Here is an 18,993-nt window from a genome sequence, read left to right on the forward strand (position 1 = left end):
AAGCAAAAGGGTTGAGGTAAGTGTCATCATCACAAATGACAGGATGCCCATAAACATCCACACTGGAGGTCGAAGGCGTAACGCCGTATCGAATCCTCTGTGGATGCTTGAAAGAAACCACAGCAAGTCCACAAAGGAAACTGACTACGCCCAGAAACAGAAACAACAGCCCATGCAATATGAACTTCACTGTCTTCAAATCACCTCACCCCCATCGCAAAAGTACCGTAGTAAAGAAGGCTAAACCCGTGAACCCTATTATTTCCTTCATATCAAGGAGTCGAGCAGGAATACGCGATAATATCGCCAATAAAAAAGGAGCCGAAACAGGAATAATCCCGTTCCAGCCCCTTGTCACTCGAACACTTGCTTACTTTCCTTCCACCGTCTCTACGCTCGCCTCTACCTCGTCACCCGCATTCGCCGATTCACCACGAACTTTGACATTGAAATGCTTTTCGAATTCCTCGTTCATGATTCTCAGCCGTTTCTGGACATTTTCCTTTTTGGCGCTTCCTGATGTGTACGCTTCTACATACGCTTCAGGAGGTGACTGCAAGAAACCTTTTGCCCATTCCCCAAACATCTCCGCAGGGATATCTATTTTTCTATGTTGCATGTCGAGCGTCAACTTGAATAGCATCGGAATGTGCACTTTCCGCAAGAGCTTTTCTTTCTCACTGGGGAAGGCTTCATTCAGGTAAAAGCAAACGTTAGTGAATTGCGACTTAAATCGGTCACGCTCATGGTCATCTCGCAACTTCTCAACAAATTCTTTCATGTCTTTCTTGCCAAATCCCGTTTTAGGGTCGTTCAGTAAAGCGAGTATTTGCAGAACCAACTCTTGATCGACAAAGTGATTTCGTGCCGCTTTTGAAAGATTAAGCTTATCCTGGAAGAACGGAACCTTCGCCAAGTTCTCAACGAACTCTAATGCTGATTTGCCCAGCAACGCCCTGGTCGTCTCAATGGGGCGAAGTGGGACACCATTGTTAAGGCGACAGAAAATGTCTTCTATCTCCGACTGACTAATTTCCTCCACCACATCGATTTCAAATTGATACTCCTTAATTCTCTGCTGGAACCCATCTGACAACTGGGTGAATGTCAATCCTTCTACTTCAATGTCATCAACCTTGGGCTTGGACGTATCCGCGAAAGAGAGAGCATATTCATCATTGAGAAAAGCAAAAATGCTCGACAAGCGTTGTTTGCCATCCAGAAGGTAAAATACGTTCTCGTCCTTGGTGGCAAATAGATTGGGAATCGGATAACCAGCCAGTACGCTGTGAATAAACATCGACTGACGCTTTACGTCCCAGATATTTTCTTTGCGTTGAATCGACAAATCAAAGGAAAGCTTTTTCCCTTTATACATCCGTTGCAGTTGCGAAACCTTGTGTTTAACTTTCGATGCTTTCATCTACGTCACTCCCTGACGGAATCGTTCACTTTTGCCCTTGAAATGGGCAGAAGTGCAAAACCCAATACCGTTACGTTCTAAACATTTTTCATCGGTATTATAACGTAAAAGTTCAGGGAAATGGGGAAAGTTTATCGACGAGGTTTATGGGAAAAGGTTTACGTCATTGAAAAGGTGGAAGTTTAATGCGGAGCGTAGAGCACATCGTAGCGGAGGTATTCCTAACGCAACCAATTACCCTCGCCATGTCTGTTCATCAATATCGCTTGGATCACACAAAAGTTGTTTCTGGTCGTCCATAGAGGTGAATCAGACTCAAATTATGAAAATAATAGAACCGAAAAGTTGTTTTGCATTCTCTTTATATATAGTGGAGGTTCTCAGTCAGAACAACTTTTTGGTTCCCATAATTCATCTCTGATTTTTAAAATACGAGTAATAGGCTATATCTACACATTACATAGGTCTCAATGTCTATGGTTTCGTTCCAACTTTCTGAGGAAAAAACGCTCAAAAAGATGACTCTTCAGGTTCGTGAAGCTCTTGTGGCAGGATTGCCACCACCGTAACTGATGAAGCCTGGGGGATGACTTCAATATTTGCCCTTCGGCATTGGGGGATGGAGATTTGTAGCTACGATGCAACTCCTTCTGGACATTGGGAGTCTGATCGTGTCACAACTAAAACGCAAGAGTATTCACGAAGGATAGGCATCTCACCCCAAGATACGACTAAGGTGTATTTCGATACTCCTACTGATTATCCCTGTAAACAGGAGTTGGGTGTTTACGTACAAATTCATCCGAACTACGCTACCCTTAGTGGCTATGGCAACTCCTAAAGTCCTCCCATCACAATAAATGAGGACTCTTCACAAAGCTATGACATACTCCAACGATGCTAACCGCGATAACATTGCCACATGAAAGGAACAATTCAACCAATGACAACGATTTGGTTGTCATCTAAGTGCCATATGGTCGTCTACGTCAGTAAGACTAATGGTATCAGCCACCGCTGGTTTGCAAGACGCTCAAAACGAAACTACACGTCTAATCTCAATCCTTGACATGCTTACGAGATCAAACACCCTGTTTTTACCTGAAACTCCTTTTCCCACCCGTTCAGCCACAGCCTATTCCGTTTCCGTGTCGTCAAAGGCTCCTTTTGGCAGGATGTCATCCAAGATTTCGTTATCATCGTCCTCTTCGGTCAATTGAACAGTCCGCCCGAAGAAGCTCCACCCTTTGCTTTCCAGCCATTCGATGAATGCATCCGTGAATTCATCCTCAGATACCGTAGTGTATACGTTTCCGATGATGCGAATCGTGTTCCTATCCTCTGGGCGTTCCAGCATCCATTTAGTTGTATCTTGCTTTTTCTCACTGTTTTCTTCAGTCACAGTCTCACCTTCTATCAAGCACTCAGATTGTATCAGTCGATTGCTCCAGACACAGCCAAACCCCATCTTCCTCACTTACTTACAGTTTTACAAGTTCACTTAGCTTCTGCTTTACAGGCTCAAACGCCGCCGCCCTATGTAGCAATGAGTAGCCTGGATGATATGTGCGATACGAGTGATGCGGAAGAATTTCATGGGAAAGTCTGACCAAGAGATTGTGATCAAATCCGTCAATCTGATGAAATGCAATGTATCACCCAGTAACCTCTGATTCAGAAATGTCTTCACGATACGTTCGTCGTAGGTGTATCCAGTCAAAAAGAGAACGACATCTGGCTGGAGCGCCTCAATCGTCATCGGCAACACATTGAACTCGCTGTGCAATGACTCCTCAAGATGGGACGGAGGACGACCATGGTTGTAATCAAATGGGTTGAGTTGTGCATTCAAAAAGGAGTTATCACCGTCATCAGGGGCTACCGCTGTAGATAACTCTCTGCTTCCACGCCGAAATGGTGTATGATCCCACTTGCGCTTAAGACGACAGTCTTCATATTCCCATTGAAGATATCGGACGATTTCCTCCCGCTCAACGTCAGCATTGGCATGTTCAAAGTATTCCAGGGTTTCAAAGAATCATCCCCACCCATTTGTCTCTTTTCCAACAATCAACACTTTTCTCTTTGCTTTCCGATATGCTGGGAGGCACTTAATCACGAACGGATTGGATAGCTTGCGAACATCTTGCTCGTCGAGTGACTCTACCGCTTGAATCATTCGCCCCCACCATTCTTCGTAGGTAGCCTGCAACTGCTTCTCCATGTTCAGTTCACGTTGGAATATCTCAAAGTCTGACACGGGTTCATCTCCCTTCTACATGAAACGCGAGAACACCATTCTGTTGATAAAATCCATTAAAATTCTTCAAGCCGAAACTTACGGTTATGGTTTGAGAACTTGAGCAGTTTAATGGTTTTCCCTTCGTACCGCTTCCGCTTTTCTACATAATCGACAACCTTGTCAGTAAACGTTTGCGCGATTGCAGTTGTCCTCAACATGTTGAAATCACCGTTGACCTTCTTGCGGAGGAACCAGTCTTCATATTGTAAGAGTTGGATCAGCCCATCCTCATCAAAGCGGTCTCTCTTCACTTCCACGATGTTATACGCAATAACTTCATCTTTGTGTAATGGATTGTGAGTAATAAGAAGGGCATCCATTTCTCTCCCGAAGCTTGTCGGAATGTACGCCAGGAAATCGTCGTATTCGCCGAAAATGTTTTTGAAGCTTCCCTCTGCAAACTCGTTGAGCAGTAAAGCCATGACACTATACTCGTACTTCGGCAAATGATTACTGTTAAAGTGTAATTGGCTTAGAAGATTCGATTCGTGATATGGGTACGGTTCACGAATCGGACTTGGCTGGTTTATAACAGGGTTAAGCTTCAGAAACAATCGAAACAGATGTTGATACTCGTCATTCGTAATCGAAAACAGGGTATTTGAAGCACCACCAGGTCTCTGAAGACTAAACGTCCACATCAAGCCATTGTCCTTCAAATCGTACACATCGTTCAACTTAATTGGGTTCTCAAACACATAATCGGAGTTTTCAATGCGAACCCGAAACGGATAAACGCGGTTAGGGTCTTGGGATTCCCATATGGGCGCAGTGTCGAAAAATGGCTTGTCCATTACTCTGTATAACCCGCGCAATTCTTTAGCGTCCATAATATAGAACAGAACGAAGTCACCTTTATTTATAGGAGTCATTCGTGATATTAACGCATCGTTGTATTGGTCTTTTTCATGATTCGGAATACCTGCAATGCCTCGACGAATACATACCTCATAGTTCTTTTCATTCAACACAAAAATGTGAACAGACATCAAATCGCCTCACAGACGCTCACCGTTTATTACATTGCCACTATTTGTATTCGCCAGAGACAATCGCCTTCCTTCAAGATAACCGCTCAATTCTGTTATGACCTAAACCTCATTGAACCATATTTTTACAAACATTCTCGTTTGAGCTATCATGATGAAAATGATTGGCTCCGTAGCTGGCTATATGATTGCTTGGGTACGCGACAGAAATGGGGGAAGCAATGTGACACGTAAACAGGAGAATTTGAATCACATGCCATCTCATAGGGTAACGTTGCTGAATCGACCAATTTGCAACACACATGTCCCAATGGCGATGAGCACAAAACGCATCTTTCAGAGACATCAAGAAGTGATCAGCAAGTTGAAAAGTTATCTGAGGGAGTAAGGATTCATGGATAACGACGATTTCATTGAAAACTGCGAACGGCATGAGTTGATCGAAGTAGCAAAGCACCAAGCCATCGTGAAAAGGCTCCAATCTATCAATGTACAGATTCAAATATATGAAGAGCGGTATCATGGGACATTCCAGGACTTATTCAGCCATCTGACGAATCATGAAATTCTCGGAGTGTTACAAGAAGTTACTGCCTGGAAGGAGCTTGTCGAAGAACGTAAGCGGCTTATTGAGGAATTTGATGCTGATGATATTCCAGACGGGATTTATGCCATCCCCCCTGACCCGAAGTCTCCAAAGGTGAAAATCAGAAAACTGGTCAATTGGTGCAGGGCAAATGGCATACCGTTATCTGAAATCCAGCGTCTTCCTCAATCGATAATGGAGCAGTTCCTCGTGTATCCCGATAAAGACGCGGCCGAAGGCGAAAGGGAGCGAGATTAGTTTCGATATCTCCTTGCCCCACCAAGCCCTGAAAGCGGAGGTCTGAGAGATGTTTGTGATTCATTGTAACAAGTGTAGTCGTGAGGTCGAATGGAAAGATGGAGCCGTGCTCGGCAAGTTGGCGATTGAAATGTGCGGAGCGACCGTCATCTGTGCCTGCGGACATGGGGTCAGCGACGATAATGGGACGTTGCGGGAGTTCAATGTGCCAGATGCGGAGTAAGAGCGGGAGAGTACAGGGTCTTGTGGGTGAAGGGAATAACGCATGACCTTCCCTGATCGGGAGCGGATGGTACGCACACTGAGCCAATATACCACCCAAGGGGATATCATCACCCTTCGAGTGATATTCAACTTACGCCGAGCCTTCGTTGTCAAATCCGCCGACCGATTGTCCACAGCCGTACAGATTCCACTGGCTTATTGTATGTCAACTATTCCCGACATCCTTTATCCCTGACCTTGGAGGTGTTATCCATTACAGACGAAGATGCTTCGAAGCAGATCGGAGACGCTCAAATAGGCAAACCAGGCACAGGAGCGAGGATTGTTCGAAAACGTCCGCGCATCAATGCTCCTATGCCTACTCTCTCGCCGCGTGAACGAAGGGTACAAGAGGAAAGTCAACGGCTTATCATCCTATACGGAACAAAGCAAACTCATACATCAGGAGAGTTATGTGACTGATTCAAACCATGTACAAACGTCGTGACATTACCCAAACAGCAACTTCCTTGTGGGTTGTTCACCTCACAGCCACAGCGATTCGATTTTACCTGCTCACTGATACGCTGGGCAGGATTCTCTTTGTGCCTTATCGCCTGTATAAGTCTCTGTCGCGTCAATCCGAAGCAATAACACACAGGAACTTCTGACCCCTCGTCCTTTTGATAGACAGGGACTTTAACCGTATCCTTGTTGAACACCTGTTCATGAGAAAAGTAAACGACCTCACAAGCTGAGTTTGGGCAGAATGAGTAGGAGGATGACGGGTCGAGGATAGATAGGACGGATGGAGTAAGCATGGCTTTCAGGGTGATGAGTGGAACGCTCTTTCCTTTTTGCTGACATACGGGACAGATTAGAGAATCAGCCTGCGCCTTTTGCGCTGAAACTCGACAACAGTCTTCCATCATAAACGACTCCTTCGCGTTGATTTACTTAAGCAGAGCCTCGCCCTTCACTCTACGCTGTTCTTCTCCAACGTAACCTGATAAAGTTTCCTTGGCAGTCCGCCCTCTTCGAATTCATGGATATCAATCAGTTCATATCCATCTGTCAGTGTCTCAACCTTCGCTCGGTCAAAAAAGTGAACAATAAAGCCGCCAACTTCATACAGGTCTTCCGCTCGGTGAACCCCTTGTCCATAATGCGCGTCTCCCTTGTGCCGAACCGTGTAAATGTTATATCCACCTGGGCGCAAGACTTGTCGAACATGGTCATTCAAAGCGACCAATTCGTCAGTTGTCAGAGCCATGCAATATAACATGTGTGAGTAGCAAGCATCGAAAGACCCGCTCGGTAATGGAAAAGGTTGCCGAACATCATGTTCAACGACTGTAATGCGATCCGATAACCCCTGTTCTTTCGCTTTCTGCCGAATCCGCTCTGTACCCTCGCTGGTGTAATCCAACACATGCACCTGAAAACCGTTTCTGGCAACAAATTACGTGTCACGACCTTGCCCCGCGCCTAACTCTAATATCCGTTCCTGACCATGACTCTTAAAGATTTCTGCGGCACGAATAGCGGCATCGCTGGGAGACTCTCCGAACATCTCGTTGTTCTTGGCAAAAGCCTGTTCCCAATGGAGTTGTTGTCGATTCAAATTATCCAGATCCTTCATTACAAATCCTCCTTACCTTTCTCCCGTTTGAGTTCCTCAACCTCTCGTCGTAGGTGCTGAATTTCACGAACCAAATCCGATGTATCGTCTTTGTGTTGACGGTTGTGATCGTGGTTATGTCCCATCATCATCCGACCCATGAAATACATCATCGCAACCATCATCACCACGCCTAAAATCGGGAAGAGCATTCCGAATCCGCCCCAACCGCCATACCCCCACATCATTTGAAGCATCTCCTATCTGGTCTTTCCCCAGTTGCACTTGAGACCATTTATCGTCTTGGTGCAAATGTTTCTGTCTGTATACCCGTGGTATCATTCACGGTGATTGCCCTTCGCCCTGCTCTCCGATTATGAAGCCGTAATCCTTAGTCTGCTTAGAGTAAATTGATGGCTCGCTTCAGCGCATTCACAGTCTCTTCATCGCGGAAATAGAACACCCAGACTCCTTGCTTTACACTACGAACTACGCCTGCGTTTTTTAAGACATTCAAGTGATGAGACACCGTAGATTGAGGTAATCCCAAGTGAGCCACCAAATCCTGTACGCACAATCCGTAGATTCTTACGTCCTGCTCTTCGCTCTCAACACCCGTAGGAACGAGACGGCAACACAATGACTCTTGCCCAGAGAGCAATCGGAGCATCCGCAAGCGAACAGGTTCCGCCAAAACTTTCAACAAACCACTCAGTTCAATCGGACGCTGGATTTGTAAATCCAGGGGTTGCGTATCATCCATCACACGTACCCTCCTCCCTGTAGTTTCCATTCATTCAAGTTACGGAGCATATCGCCCACCTGTTCATAATCACAGTTCCTTTTCCCAATCTTGCAGTGTCTTCACGACTTCTTCAGCCTTTAGTTTTCCTGAAATCTCGATGGTCTTTCCGTCTTCGGCTAACACGAACGAATCAACGCTCGATAAAAATTCTTCGCCGCCACACGAACAGGTTCCACTGGAGCATTCTGTCACTAAATCTTGTAGTTTCTCTGTCGCAATCCCCTGAAATTCCACAATTACTTTACCTTCTGTTGACTGCTCTTTGACCTTGGCAACCTCGCGAATATCCATGAACCGTCACGCTCCTATACATCAATATATATTGATGTATAGTTATTATAAACCGCTACGGGAACGTGTCAATGCTTTTTCCGTTGCAAACTGCATCTCGCATATTCGTGGTAAAAAATGGACAACAATAAACCATCAGTGAAACTTTTACCCAAGGATGTCGTTAGATCGTGAACAATTTTAGGAACGTGGATAACCAGTACCGCCGCTTTAAAGCGCATGTTAGCCTGTTTGGAACCACTCAGTTACATCTGCGTAATCCGTATGCTATCGCCTGGTGGTCAGCCGCCTTCCCTGGATTCGGTCATCTACTTCTCAGCAAATACTTACGTGGATTTGTGCTCTTTATTTGGGAAGTGGTTGTGAATTATGAAGCCAAAATCAATTTAGCCATGGTTGATTCATTTAGTGGACACATCGAACTTGCCAAGCATGATCTCCATCCCAGATGGATGCTGATGTACATTCCTGTGTATTTGTTTGGGATCTGGGACAGTTACCGCACCACTGTCGATATGAATAACGTGTATTTACTGGCGGAACGGGAAAATGCACCTTACAATTCGTACAGTATTGGCGCAGTTGAAATCAATTACCTGGACAAGAGAAACCCCATAATGTCCGTCATCTGGTCGTTATTTATGCCAGGGCTTGGACAACTGCATATCCATCGAATTCTTACAGCGTTTTTTGCCCTCGTCTGGACAATTGTATTTTTATATGCTTCACACACCCTTGAAGCAGTTCAATTTCTCTTTTTTGGACAAATTCAAAATGCGACACAAGTATTGGACAAGCAATGGTTGTTATATATGCCCTCGATGTGGGGATTTGCCGTCTACGATTCATATATCAACACGGTTGAAAGCAACAAACTGTTTGAAAGCGAACAGAGGGAGTTCCTCATACAGAATTACCAGCACTCTCGATTTCAAATTAAAAGTGGGAAAGTGGTGCATAAATGATACAGATTTTTTCCACTTTCGAACATTCCATCAAACTGGAGCTCGCACTCAGCACACTCGAACAAGAGGGTATCCAGAAAGAATGCATTTTTGCGGTTCCCCTAACCAATCGCAAAGTCGAACGCAGGCTCTTCGACACGATGCACAATTCCGATGGGGTATCTCTCGTCAGTACAGGAGCCACTATTGGAACAGCATTCTCAGTTGTCGGAGCCAGTGTTGGATTTTCGTTAACATGGGGTCCTATTTATTGGGGACTGATTGGCGTTGCGGTTGGATTCCTTCTTGGAGTGCTGATTGACCTGTTTATCAATACGGTCGTTAAGAATCGCCAACAATTGTTACGAGGGAAAAATCCGCAAGTGATTATCGTTGTGGAATGCCAAGATGGGCAGGCGGATGCCGTAGAAAACATTCTGTGGAATTTTTTAGCTTCTGGAGTCGCTCGAACCACATGCAACGAACACAGTATCAGTTCGTGAGTACACGTCAACAGTGCTCACAGCGCACTTGGTTTGATCAAGAAGCTTACTTTTGCTCTTGTCTAATTTTCGGATTAGTTTAAGTTTCAGATGAAGGGAAGAAGCAGGACTGGATAGCACAGAGTAGAATACCACAAATTCCAATCGTTATGGTAAACATATCCTAAACTTACTGAAGCACACTCATACAGAAGACTGGATACACTTCATATCCATAAATGACTCAAAGGGAGAGCGATAGCAGTGTCGCTTGCAGTGTGTACATTTCTCGCTTGGATTACGATTTTAATCTTGGCAATGCTTCCGAAAACATTGACGCTACTTGAAATGGTATTCTTATTTTTCGTATGTACTATCTTTGAGTTAAGCATCTTTACCATATTCCATTTAAACCTTCACTGGATCGAAGTCAGTACAAGTCCTGAGAAGTCATTCGCAAACCTGACTATACGTTTGATATGCGTTCCCGTGATTTTGGTCATCATTTCCAATGTCCAGTTCTATCCCTCCAACACTTTGAGGTGGATCTTATTGACAACTATTGTTGTACTCGGAGTGATCCTACAAAAAATAATGCAGTGGTTAGGCATAATAACAACTCCGCACTGGAATATGTGGCTTACCATTCTCATGTGGTGTAGTTACTTTGCCTTTGCCAGAGTCATGGTATGGTTTATTCGATACCTCAAGAAGACCGAGGATAGAGTGGCATGATCATTTATGATACCCATTTCAACGCGAACGAATGGTTCATTATGATATCCCTATGCTTCGGATTTGTTTGCGTGGCATTTTTCCCAAAGAGGTTCCCAAGACAAGTGGCGGCTGTATTCCTCATGTGTGGAGTATATAGCGGTTTTTTCTTCGACCACTCTTTAAGTGTGGAGCCAATTAGCTTTTATGATGTAAATGATATCTCTAAATTTCAGTTGATGGACTTCCTTTCGTACTTTATGTATGCTCCATTCAGTTATTTTTTCTTCTATGCCTATGACCGCCTTCAGCTTAAGCCATCATACATCCCGCTGTACATATTAGTTTGGTCGTTAGCATCCGTTGGTATTGAATGGCTTGCTGTTCTGTTCGGTGTTTTTCATTACCAGCACGGATATCAACTTGCCTACTCACTCCCCATTTATTTGTTGGTTCAAAGTTGCTGGGTCGCTCTATATCACGGATTGAAAAATCGAAGCTTTCTGTAATCGAACGGAGATAACAAATATAGAGAAGACACAGCCCCATCGACCCCACGGCTCATTTGCAATTATAGTAGTAGTCCAAGTTACAAAATTGCTGTTAACTGAATTCATTACCCTATAGCATTCGTCCGATCAACTCTTCGTACTGGCTTAATATCGAATTCCTGCTTCATCGGTACTTCGCACAACAGTGTACATATGGCTGTTAGGTCATCCGCCTCGACAAGCAAATAAAAAACATGATCAGGATGACCTGCTACTGCAAAATGAACTTTCACGTCTAACTCCTGGCAACGGCTTGGCATGGTTGGCAAAAATTCTTGTAACGCCTGCCTCACCTCGTCGTTATACATGCCACAGTTATCAATGTCGTGTCTTGCAGTTACATGGAACAGCAAACACCACACCTCCTGTCATAAGTGAGCGTTACCCTCAATGCTCATAACCCAACGATTTACTTTTCTCAGTCATGAGCGACCAAACTCGTTCCTGTACCCATATCTTACTGGCTCACGCTGAACATCCCTCTTACTCACCGTCAAATAGCCCACGAAAATCACGATCGACACAGTGAAGACTGCCGCAACAATCCCGTCTCCATATCCCAATCCTGTGATATTCTTCGGCTTACTGAACCAATCAGCGAACGAAGCTCCAAGTGGTCGCGTGATAACGTAGGCAAACCAGAATGCAAAGATCGGATTGAGACGGAACAGAAAGTAGCCGACTCCTGGTAGCAGGAACAACACGATAAACAGAATTCCCGAAGGCAAGTAGCCCAGATGAAACGTCATCGCCGTCATATCACCTGTAGCGGTTCCCATCGCGAATGTTGCCAGCACTGCCGCCCAGTAAAACATCTCCCGACGACGAGTGTAAATACTGTGAATGGATAACGTCCCCTCCACCTTGTACCAGGTCGTGAACACCAGAGTCAATATAATGGCAAAGGCAATGGTTGAAGCATAGTAAGGTACACCCAGGACAATGTGCGTAACATCGGCAACCATCGTACCGAAAATCGCCACCATGACAACAAAAAGCCAATACACCCACGCTATGTATTTCTTTACGGAAAACTGTAGTACGAGTGCAATCACGAAGCCAACGAAACCGAGCATCACCGCAACATACGGATTGATGTGGTAAACCAGATAGTCTGATGTCGCTTCACCCATTGCGGTTGAAAGTAATTTTACAATCCAGAAGTATATCGTGATTTCTGGAACCTTTGTTAAAAGACGTTTCCCTCGATTTTGGCTCATGGAATAAGACTGACTCATAGATGCATTCGTTCCCTTCGTGATGATCATTACCCATTCAGGGTATCACATTTGATGTAGGCAAGGAGGTTCCCGACTATTTAAGATGACATGTGTCAACGCCTATTTATTTATTAGCCATATAGCTATATAATGAATCTGAAAGATGCTTTGCCAATGAGTTAGGAAGGACAGTGACAGGCGATGAAATGCGATGAATGAGAGTGTATTTAAAGCAATGTCTGACGGTACTCGCAGAAAGATCATCGAACTGTTGAAAGAAGGACCAAAAACGGCGGGTGAAATTGTAAATCACTTCTCGCACGCTCAACCGACAATTAGTCGTCACCTGAATGTGCTCAAGAACGCAAACTTAGTCGTCGATCAGCGAGAAGGAACTTATATTATCTACAGGCTCAACACCACGATTTTGCAAGAATGGCTGGCATGGCTTCTCGAACACTTTGGAGGCGACAACGATGAAAAAGAATAAGGCATTCCCGTGGTGGGGATGGTTCGTGTGGGGTCTACTCATTATCGTCGGAATGGTTGCGTACTTTCATCTCCCTGCACAAGTAGTCGGTAAAGCAGGCAGAATGACTCCGCGTTTACTTGCGGTTGGGTATGAACCGTTGATCATGCTCGTCATCATACTCGTATGGCATGTGTTGTGGAGGATTGATCCAAAACGTAGAAACTATGAATCCTTCTGGTCTACTTACCGTTATCTCGGCGGCGTGATTGTGGTATGTGTTGGACTCATTTACCTTACTGTTTTGGGACATCTTTTGCACATCGGATCGATGCGTTTCATACCGACTGTGTACGGAATCATGTTCATGCTCATAGCCAACGTTTCGCCGCGTCTTCAACCCAACTGGTTTATTGGCTTTCGAACACCGTGGACTTTATCCAGTAAGGAGAGTTGGATTCGAACGCATCGCTTGGGTGGTCAATTAGGAGTTCCGACGGGGCTTCTCATCATCATTCTCGCGTGGATTTTACCGATGAACAAGGGCATGGTCGTATCAATTGTTGTACCCGTTCTCTTATGGGTGCTGATTACGACAGTCGCATCCTATTTCTTCGCCAAGCAAGAAAAACAATAAAGGGATGAACTCACATGGTTGGCTCGCTTTTATCTGCCGCATTGGTCATTTGCATCTATATGGTCTTCGTCGGCTACGTCTCGATGAATAAGGATTCTGAGCGGTGGAAAACGGGTAATATGAATCCCCTTATCCTGTTGGCTCCGATACTGTTTCTCGTTAAGCGTCAAGCCTCGGAATCTGACCAGCGGCGAGACTCTGGGCGAATAAATGGAAAAAGGATGTTCGGTGCAGGACTTGGTTGTGGAATTGTTATCTTGGTTGTCGCAGTTCTGATGCCGCAATTACCTGTTGCTGTCGTGGTTTTCGTGGTTGCATGGGGTACATTTCTATACACCGTATTCGCACTGCTGAAGGGATGGTAAAGGTTACAATGGCTGATGAGAAAATTGTGATAGGTGCTCAAACCAAGTATCCTCTGGACGGTATATTAACCGTTCCTGCTGAAGCAACTGGATTGTTTCCTGCTGTTGTGCTGGTTCACGGGTCTGGTCCGAGCAATATGGACGAAAAGGTCGGAAACAACTTTCCATTTCGAGACCTCGCGGAAGGTCTGTCGGCAAAAGGGATTGCGGTGTTGCGTTATGACAAGAGGACTTTCGTGTATGGCAAACAACTGAAAAACGATATCGGATTATCCGTGAAAGAAGAAACCATCGAGGATGCCATCCTGGCGGCGGAATTCTTACGGAACGATTCACGCATCGACTCGAATAAAGTTTTTATCATCGGTCACAGTTTAGGAGGAATGCTCGCTCCGCGAATTGATGCAGAAGGCGGACAGTTTGCTGGAATCATCATCATGGCTGGCTCCCCACGCAAATTAGAAGAAATTATGATGGATCAAAGTTACGATGTACTCAACTCTTTAAACAAATTTTTGAAAGTAATTGCGAAGAAACAAATTGCCGCACTCACCTCTAAGTTTAACAACATCTCTAACCTGAGTGACGAAGAAGCCAAATCCACAAAGATTGTAGGGAAATACACGAGATCGTACTACTTCAAGGAAATGGGTCAACATCCGTCCATTGATTATCTCAAAGCATCAGACAAACCCGTGCTTATTTTGCAGGGCGATAAAGATTTTCAAGTATCCGTCGAAAAGGACTTTTACGGTTTTCAAAAACTGCTCGGTGAGAAGCCAAACGTCGCATTCAAACTCTACCCAGGACTGAATCACATGTTTATGCCTACTGTTTATGGACAGATACGCAAAGTAAAAAAAGAGTATCGGGTTCCACAACATGTAGACAAGCAAGTCATCGAAGACATTGCATATTGGATTTTTTCAAATTAAGACTTTTCACTTCATCAAGGGGCAGTCTTTGGCATGCCCCTATTCTCTGTCATTACACATCATCTGATCCTGGATTTTTCGCTCATGCAGTATGACACAAGCCTGTTTGATGAACTCCCTTTCATCTGTGGTGAAGTTGTATATTTGGGGTTTCTTATCTTCAGGCAACGCATTCAAATTCTCCCAGGACTTCTTCATTCCAGCAAGTATCGCTTCATCCCACCCTTGAGAACGTTGCCTATTTAACTCGGTCAAATACTCAGCAAGACTCTGTGCCTCCTGACTGGACGGGTGTGCGTCTTGCGCTACAAGTCTCCTAAGTTCGTCTCGAAAATACCCGTATTGTTGATGTATTTCTTCCGTATATTCCTGCTGTGCCAGCTTCCTTAATCCTTCGTCGGAATAGGATTTCTTCGCCAAATCTCTCATAGTCCTTCGCTCTTCGGTGGTCAAATACTTGTTTACCCACTCTGGCTTCAAATCCATTTGGATCACCTCGATTATCTTCACAATAGCTTCAACATCCAACGTTTCATTTTCCATCTCTTCGGTTTTTTCAATTGTTCTGATGATGGAGTCTATCTGTCGCCGCTTGTCGAGCATCATGTTCTTCTGTGCCCTAAGTGCAATCCGAAGTTCACTTCCTCCTTCCTGCACAAGAGCTTTGATTTCTGATAACGAGAAGCCAAGATATTTCAGGGCTAAAATCTGTTGTAATCTCACGAGATCGTCATCGGAATACAGTCTATATCCAGTTCCGCTGTATTCTGATGGAGAGCGTAACCCCTTCTTATCATAAAATTGAAGTGTTCGTACCGAGACACATGATTTCTTGGCAAACTCTTTTGTATGGTACATGTGTGAAGTCAACTTGGACCTCCTTTCCATACAAACATAAAGTATTACGTAACGTCGTAGTCAAATGATGTTTTAGTGGGAACTTCTAACACAGTCTAACGCTTTTATCTTGAAGCTCCAGAACAGGCGGCGCAATTCGGGATAGACAGCGAGTCTTTCATATCAAACTACTCCATATCCGACTCCCCAACCTGTCATGTTCATTACACACCCGCAACTGTCAATCCTGTGGACACCCATTGTTGTTCTTCCACCACTTATTCAGAATGATCGTTATATCCTTTTGGGACAAGGTGCGAAGGCATGCGTAAACACTCAGAGCAACCGACCATTGGTCATACAACTCAACAGGCGATTCTTCATATGTAAACCACCTCTGTGTATCTTAGAGTGGCGTTTTTCAATGACATCTCTTGGTTCGTGCACGAAGCCTCATGAAAATGATGTCGCCTAAGTTCAATGACCAGGTACCTCGAAAATGGTCTCTCCCTGACCTCTATCCCCAAATTCAAATCCAACCCATGAGTTCTGAAATCAAATTTAGCTCCCTGTAGTCTGCTTCCTCCAAGAATAAAAGGGTATCCACGTCTATTGGTTTAGCCGCCTTCTATCTGCATGGGAATGTGGATCGAAAGCAACGGCAAGGCTATCGCATAGCCCAGCAACTATTCTTGATTTAACCCATATGCGCCAATAAACTCGTACAAGAAAGGGACATGACTCTATGGAGAGCGCCTATGTCCCTTTTCACTATTTAACCCAGTATCGAACGATGTTTGACAAATCTTCCTTCACATTTTCGAATGTTCATCGAGTCATTCTTACAAACAACCGCCGAAGTCGCCATCCCAAATAACCTAATGCTGTCCCACATAGTAACCCGAACAAGGACGGTAAGATGATAAGCGGAATTAAAATAAAAATCTGAGTAAAGGAATGAATGTTGCGGTTGTCAAACCACAAATATGCATAGGACACGAGAAAACCGAACACGGCTCCTAATCGTAGCGCGTCCTTTTTACTCGTCGCAAGCAAGGCGGTCACAAGAACAACTATGATGCCCCACGGCACCGCGTTCAGTAACGTTCTACCTTGCGCAATGCCGAGTCGACTAAAAATAAACGCGATGACTAATGCAAGAAGTATCGTGAACCAGTACCAAATCGACAGTTTAGCCAAAATGCGCTTCATCATATATCCCCCGTAACTCCAGATTCGCTTGAAGAATTACGAGTGTGTTAACTGGTCAAGCCCTTTGACTGTCCTCGTTTAAGCCCCATCCAAGCGAAAATTGTTCCGAGAGCCATGCAGAACAGACCCGTTATGAACATGGGACTACCTACATCCTGCGTGTTAAACAATTGCGGTGCATAAGCGGTAATCGCGATAATAAGGATCGTTGACATCACGACTGCTACACCCATGCAGAACAAAATCACCACTTCTGGATAGAATACGAACTTGAGTTCTGAAAGTTGGAAGTCAGTCCTGGTAATCATGAGCGAGACTGCAACCGTACCAATCGTTAACATCAAAGCCAACAAGACAGCATATCCACCCAAGAATACATAAATGTGTGTCAACGCATACGCGATGTGATGCCAGTCCGCTAATACTGCCGTGGCAATGACACTGATGACCAAACACGACAGCGCGACCCCAAAGGGCATCAATACGTTCTTTTGCTTGTGTTTGATAGCACGTCTTACTGAAATAAAGAACACAGGTAATCCACCAATCAAAAAAGCCAGAAATGATAAGCATCCAGCAATAAAATCTGCATCGAAAAGAACACGAAACTCAGGGTGAGACGTTGCTATTGCATTGAATTGATTCAGTGGATCGGTCAATCGTTGGAGCATGCTCCACCCGACTCCAAATAACATGAAGGCACAGAAAATCATCACAATGCCTGTACGAAGCCGATCCGCCATATAGGTCACTCCTTCTGCAATGCCGTTGTAATTCAGATTTGCGTCTAAAGCACCAACCAGCAAATCGACCACTGTGACAGGTGTAACCTTGTGTTGTTCGAGTAGACCTAACATCTCTTCTTCATACCGTTCTCGCCACGCACGAGGATAAAGCCGTAGTAGCCAATTCATTAAAACCCCTCCAACGATGCCAATCGCTTTTTTCCAACCGAAGTGACTTGTTCCAGTGTTGCAACTTGCTTACGAAGCGCAGTTACACCCTCGATGGTAATGCGATATGGTCGCCGCCTTTCTTTCATGGGAAGGGCTTCTATCCATCCTTTCTTTTCCAATCGCGTGATTGCGCCATACAGTGTCCCTGGCTCCAGTTGTGTACCACTGAACGCCAGAATGTCTTCCATCATGGCGTATCCGTGCTTCTGTCCATTCGCCAGACTTGAAAGGATAAGAAACGACGCATCAGAGAACCGTCCTAACTCACTTTGTCTCACTGGAATCTCTCCAATTTTTATTACGTTATTCTTATTAAGTACAACTGAATATTACTATGTACTTGGAACAGCGGTCAATAGATGGACTAACTTAATTACCAAACGACCATATGCCCGAATCATCGTAGCACATGCCCTTTTCCTGCGTGATTGGTGAACAAATTTAAATGACGGGAAATTTTTTATATTTTTGATCACATAATAATATACGCAAACAAATACTTGTTAACGAGTATTATAATCCGTATAATACGTTTGCGAGGTGATTAGCGTTGGCACAGAAACTATCTAACCCACTGGCTCTTGCCGTTATGGCACTTCTTTCTGAACGACCATCTCACCCTTACGAAATGTCCGTAATGATGAAAGCCCGTCACTGGCATACCAGCATCAAACTGAACTACGGATCTCTCTATACGGTAATTGATGGTCTGGAAAAGCGAGGGTACGTGAAAGCGCAAGAAACCATTCGTGAGGGAAATCGACCAGAACGGACGGTTTACGTACTCACTGAAACTGGACACGTCGAACTCAAGCGTTGGCTGAGCGACATATTGCGAACTCCGAAAAAGGAATACCTGGATTTTGAGGCAGGATTAACGCTCATGCTTCATCTTCCATCAACGACGGTGTTGGAACTCCTAAGTGAACGCATAGCTCATTTGGAATCTGACATTGAAAATTTGAAAACACAATTGAAAGTATTGACCGAGCAATTTCACTTGGAGAGACCGTTAATGCTTGAAGGCGAGTACGCCGTTGTGATGAGAGAGGCGGAACTTAGTTGGATACGTGCAATTGTTAAAGATATTCACGATGGCAAGTTGAATTGGGCGGAAACTCAACACTTCGAAGGCGGGCAAGATACATGATATTGTGGAATGCTTGGACTGAAACTCTCTGGTCGTACACCT

The 18,993-nt window shown here is 44.6% G+C and carries 25 protein-coding genes and 1 pseudogene; 9 read left to right on the top strand and 17 right to left on the bottom strand.

Annotation, left to right across the window (positions count from 1 at the left end; all coding sequences use genetic code 11):
• Window positions 1-370 precede the first annotated feature (370 nt).
• The 5 genes from AN477_RS08430 to AN477_RS08450 all read right to left on the bottom strand — a co-directional run bounded on the left by AN477_RS08430 (window position 371) and on the right by AN477_RS08450 (window position 4,714).
• Window positions 371-1,423 (bottom strand): DUF262 domain-containing protein, encoded by a 1,053-nt coding sequence (locus tag AN477_RS08430; protein ID WP_054968736.1) that lies wholly within the window; start codon window positions 1,421-1,423, stop codon window positions 371-373.
• 1,135 nt (window positions 1,424-2,558) lie between these two features.
• Window positions 2,559-2,825 carry a hypothetical protein gene (locus AN477_RS08435; RefSeq protein ID WP_245631763.1) on the bottom strand — a complete coding sequence of 89 codons (267 nt, stop codon included), beginning with the start codon at window positions 2,823-2,825 and terminating at the stop codon, window positions 2,559-2,561.
• 111 nt (window positions 2,826-2,936) lie between these two features.
• A complete protein-coding gene (locus AN477_RS08440; protein WP_054968737.1) occupies window positions 2,937-3,275 on the bottom strand; it encodes a hypothetical protein in 339 nt (112 codons plus the stop codon).
• A gap of 186 nt (window positions 3,276-3,461) precedes the next feature.
• A complete protein-coding gene (locus tag AN477_RS08445; protein WP_054968738.1) occupies window positions 3,462-3,683 on the bottom strand; it encodes a hypothetical protein in 222 nt (73 codons plus the stop codon).
• 56 nt (window positions 3,684-3,739) lie between these two features.
• Window positions 3,740-4,714, bottom strand: a complete 975-nt coding sequence (locus AN477_RS08450; protein WP_054968739.1) for a hypothetical protein — start codon at window positions 4,712-4,714, stop codon at window positions 3,740-3,742.
• A 394-nt stretch (window positions 4,715-5,108) separates the two neighbouring features.
• On the opposite strand from AN477_RS08450, the gene AN477_RS08455 reads away from it, so the two are divergent.
• Together AN477_RS08455 and AN477_RS24390 are read left to right on the top strand one after the other, a co-directional pair.
• Complete coding sequence (locus AN477_RS08455; protein WP_054968740.1) at window positions 5,109-5,558, top strand: hypothetical protein; 450 nt, start codon at window positions 5,109-5,111, stop codon at window positions 5,556-5,558.
• A 49-nt stretch (window positions 5,559-5,607) separates the two neighbouring features.
• Window positions 5,608-5,781 (top strand): hypothetical protein, encoded by a 174-nt coding sequence (locus tag AN477_RS24390; RefSeq protein WP_157061883.1) that lies wholly within the window; start codon window positions 5,608-5,610, stop codon window positions 5,779-5,781.
• A 436-nt stretch (window positions 5,782-6,217) separates the two neighbouring features.
• Here the strand turns inward: AN477_RS24390 and AN477_RS24985 are convergent, their stop codons facing one another.
• From AN477_RS24985 to AN477_RS08480, 6 genes and pseudogenes are all read right to left on the bottom strand, one after another.
• Window positions 6,218-6,694 (bottom strand): putative iron-sulfur cluster-binding metallochaperone, encoded by a 477-nt coding sequence (locus tag AN477_RS24985; RefSeq protein ID WP_342668550.1) that lies wholly within the window; start codon window positions 6,692-6,694, stop codon window positions 6,218-6,220.
• A 44-nt stretch (window positions 6,695-6,738) separates the two neighbouring features.
• A pseudogene (locus tag AN477_RS08465) lies at window positions 6,739-7,206 on the bottom strand (class I SAM-dependent methyltransferase); the annotation flags it as partial.
• Between the two features lie 18 nt (window positions 7,207-7,224).
• The gene (locus AN477_RS25235) at window positions 7,225-7,404 is read right to left on the bottom strand and encodes a hypothetical protein (protein WP_211265981.1); all 180 of its coding nucleotides are present in this window, start codon (window positions 7,402-7,404) and stop codon (window positions 7,225-7,227) included.
• Window positions 7,404-7,631, bottom strand: coding sequence for a hypothetical protein (locus AN477_RS08470; protein ID WP_054968742.1), 228 nt, complete (start codon window positions 7,629-7,631; stop codon window positions 7,404-7,406). The genes AN477_RS25235 and AN477_RS08470 overlap by 1 nt, the downstream gene beginning before the upstream one ends.
• A 152-nt stretch (window positions 7,632-7,783) precedes the next feature.
• On the bottom strand, window positions 7,784-8,146 hold the full coding sequence (locus tag AN477_RS08475; protein ID WP_054968743.1) for an ArsR/SmtB family transcription factor: 363 nt from the start codon (window positions 8,144-8,146) through the stop codon (window positions 7,784-7,786).
• A gap of 69 nt (window positions 8,147-8,215) precedes the next feature.
• Window positions 8,216-8,479 carry a hypothetical protein gene (locus tag AN477_RS08480; RefSeq protein WP_054968744.1) on the bottom strand — a complete coding sequence of 88 codons (264 nt, stop codon included), beginning with the start codon at window positions 8,477-8,479 and terminating at the stop codon, window positions 8,216-8,218.
• A 170-nt stretch (window positions 8,480-8,649) separates the two neighbouring features.
• On the opposite strand from AN477_RS08480, the gene AN477_RS08485 reads away from it, so the two are divergent.
• A complete protein-coding gene (locus tag AN477_RS08485) occupies window positions 8,650-9,444 on the top strand; it encodes a hypothetical protein (RefSeq protein ID WP_054968745.1) in 795 nt (264 codons plus the stop codon).
• Complete coding sequence (locus AN477_RS08490; RefSeq protein WP_083486090.1) at window positions 9,441-9,926, top strand: hypothetical protein; 486 nt, start codon at window positions 9,441-9,443, stop codon at window positions 9,924-9,926. Before AN477_RS08485 ends, AN477_RS08490 begins: the two co-directional genes overlap by 4 nt.
• A gap of 1,309 nt (window positions 9,927-11,235) precedes the next feature.
• Here AN477_RS08490 and AN477_RS08505 read toward each other — a convergent pair.
• Window positions 11,236-11,523, bottom strand: coding sequence for a DUF3303 family protein (locus AN477_RS08505; protein WP_054968748.1), 288 nt, complete (start codon window positions 11,521-11,523; stop codon window positions 11,236-11,238).
• 69 nt (window positions 11,524-11,592) lie between these two features.
• Window positions 11,593-12,390, bottom strand: coding sequence for a COG4705 family protein (locus AN477_RS08510; RefSeq protein WP_211265982.1), 798 nt, complete (start codon window positions 12,388-12,390; stop codon window positions 11,593-11,595).
• A gap of 211 nt (window positions 12,391-12,601) precedes the next feature.
• Here AN477_RS08510 and AN477_RS08515 point away from each other — a divergent pair, with 211 nt between their 5' ends.
• From AN477_RS08515 to AN477_RS08530, 4 genes are read left to right on the top strand one after another with little or no spacing between them, the layout of a single operon-like run.
• Window positions 12,602-12,880, top strand: a complete 279-nt coding sequence (locus tag AN477_RS08515; protein WP_054968749.1) for an autorepressor SdpR family transcription factor — start codon at window positions 12,602-12,604, stop codon at window positions 12,878-12,880.
• Entirely contained in the window at window positions 12,867-13,496 is a 630-nt protein-coding gene (locus AN477_RS08520; protein ID WP_054968750.1) for an SdpI family protein, read from the top strand. Before AN477_RS08515 ends, AN477_RS08520 begins: the two co-directional genes overlap by 14 nt.
• 14 nt (window positions 13,497-13,510) lie before the next feature.
• Window positions 13,511-13,861: a hypothetical protein gene (locus tag AN477_RS08525; RefSeq protein WP_054968751.1), complete on the top strand. Its 351-nt coding sequence runs from the start codon at window positions 13,511-13,513 to the stop codon at window positions 13,859-13,861.
• 8 nt (window positions 13,862-13,869) lie between these two features.
• Entirely contained in the window at window positions 13,870-14,796 is a 927-nt protein-coding gene (locus tag AN477_RS08530) for an alpha/beta hydrolase family protein (protein WP_054968752.1), read from the top strand.
• Between the two features lie 39 nt (window positions 14,797-14,835).
• Here AN477_RS08530 and AN477_RS08535 read toward each other — a convergent pair whose 3' ends face one another.
• From AN477_RS08535 to AN477_RS08550, 4 genes are all read right to left on the bottom strand, one after another.
• Window positions 14,836-15,666: a MerR family transcriptional regulator gene (locus AN477_RS08535; RefSeq protein WP_054968753.1), complete on the bottom strand. Its 831-nt coding sequence runs from the start codon at window positions 15,664-15,666 to the stop codon at window positions 14,836-14,838.
• Window positions 15,667-16,461: 795 nt separating this feature from the next.
• On the bottom strand, window positions 16,462-16,845 hold the full coding sequence (locus AN477_RS08540; protein WP_054968754.1) for a hypothetical protein: 384 nt from the start codon (window positions 16,843-16,845) through the stop codon (window positions 16,462-16,464).
• A 47-nt stretch (window positions 16,846-16,892) separates the two neighbouring features.
• Window positions 16,893-17,759 carry a hypothetical protein gene (locus tag AN477_RS08545; protein WP_054968755.1) on the bottom strand — a complete coding sequence of 289 codons (867 nt, stop codon included), beginning with the start codon at window positions 17,757-17,759 and terminating at the stop codon, window positions 16,893-16,895.
• Complete coding sequence (locus tag AN477_RS08550; protein WP_054968756.1) at window positions 17,759-18,079, bottom strand: PadR family transcriptional regulator; 321 nt, start codon at window positions 18,077-18,079, stop codon at window positions 17,759-17,761. The genes AN477_RS08545 and AN477_RS08550 overlap by 1 nt, the downstream gene beginning before the upstream one ends.
• Window positions 18,080-18,351: 272 nt before the next feature.
• On the opposite strand from AN477_RS08550, the gene AN477_RS08555 reads away from it, so the two are divergent.
• Window positions 18,352-18,951 (top strand): PadR family transcriptional regulator, encoded by a 600-nt coding sequence (locus tag AN477_RS08555; RefSeq protein ID WP_054968757.1) that lies wholly within the window; start codon window positions 18,352-18,354, stop codon window positions 18,949-18,951.
• Window positions 18,952-18,993: the final 42 nt, after the last annotated feature.

It is taken from the genome of Paenalicyclobacillus ferrooxydans, assembly GCF_001399675.1.
Classification (GTDB): Bacteria; Bacillota; Bacilli; order Alicyclobacillales; family Alicyclobacillaceae; genus Alicyclobacillus_B; species Alicyclobacillus_B ferrooxydans.

Excerpts from the sequence above, each read along its gene's own strand:
- AN477_RS08430 (WP_054968736.1), bottom strand. The coding sequence starts at position 1,423 with ATGAAAGCATCGAAAGTTAAACACAAGGTTTCGCAACTGCAACGGATG.
- AN477_RS08450 (WP_054968739.1), bottom strand. The coding sequence starts at position 4,714 with ATGTCTGTTCACATTTTTGTGTTGAATGAAAAGAACTATGAGGTATGT.
- AN477_RS08455 (WP_054968740.1), top strand. The coding sequence starts at position 5,109 with ATGGATAACGACGATTTCATTGAAAACTGCGAACGGCATGAGTTGATC.
- AN477_RS24390 (WP_157061883.1), top strand. The coding sequence starts at position 5,608 with ATGTTTGTGATTCATTGTAACAAGTGTAGTCGTGAGGTCGAATGGAAA.
- AN477_RS24985 (WP_342668550.1), bottom strand. The coding sequence starts at position 6,694 with ATGATGGAAGACTGTTGTCGAGTTTCAGCGCAAAAGGCGCAGGCTGAT.
- AN477_RS25235 (WP_211265981.1), bottom strand. The coding sequence starts at position 7,404 with ATGAAGGATCTGGATAATTTGAATCGACAACAACTCCATTGGGAACAG.
- AN477_RS08470 (WP_054968742.1), bottom strand. The coding sequence starts at position 7,631 with ATGATGTGGGGGTATGGCGGTTGGGGCGGATTCGGAATGCTCTTCCCG.
- AN477_RS08475 (WP_054968743.1), bottom strand. The coding sequence starts at position 8,146 with ATGGATGATACGCAACCCCTGGATTTACAAATCCAGCGTCCGATTGAA.
- AN477_RS08480 (WP_054968744.1), bottom strand. The coding sequence starts at position 8,479 with ATGGATATTCGCGAGGTTGCCAAGGTCAAAGAGCAGTCAACAGAAGGT.
- AN477_RS08490 (WP_083486090.1), top strand. The coding sequence starts at position 9,441 with ATGATACAGATTTTTTCCACTTTCGAACATTCCATCAAACTGGAGCTC.
- AN477_RS08510 (WP_211265982.1), bottom strand. The coding sequence starts at position 12,390 with ATGAGCCAAAATCGAGGGAAACGTCTTTTAACAAAGGTTCCAGAAATC.
- AN477_RS08515 (WP_054968749.1), top strand. The coding sequence starts at position 12,602 with ATGAATGAGAGTGTATTTAAAGCAATGTCTGACGGTACTCGCAGAAAG.
- AN477_RS08520 (WP_054968750.1), top strand. The coding sequence starts at position 12,867 with ATGAAAAAGAATAAGGCATTCCCGTGGTGGGGATGGTTCGTGTGGGGT.
- AN477_RS08525 (WP_054968751.1), top strand. The coding sequence starts at position 13,511 with ATGGTTGGCTCGCTTTTATCTGCCGCATTGGTCATTTGCATCTATATG.
- AN477_RS08530 (WP_054968752.1), top strand. The coding sequence starts at position 13,870 with ATGGCTGATGAGAAAATTGTGATAGGTGCTCAAACCAAGTATCCTCTG.
- AN477_RS08540 (WP_054968754.1), bottom strand. The coding sequence starts at position 16,845 with ATGAAGCGCATTTTGGCTAAACTGTCGATTTGGTACTGGTTCACGATA.
- AN477_RS08545 (WP_054968755.1), bottom strand. The coding sequence starts at position 17,759 with ATGAATTGGCTACTACGGCTTTATCCTCGTGCGTGGCGAGAACGGTAT.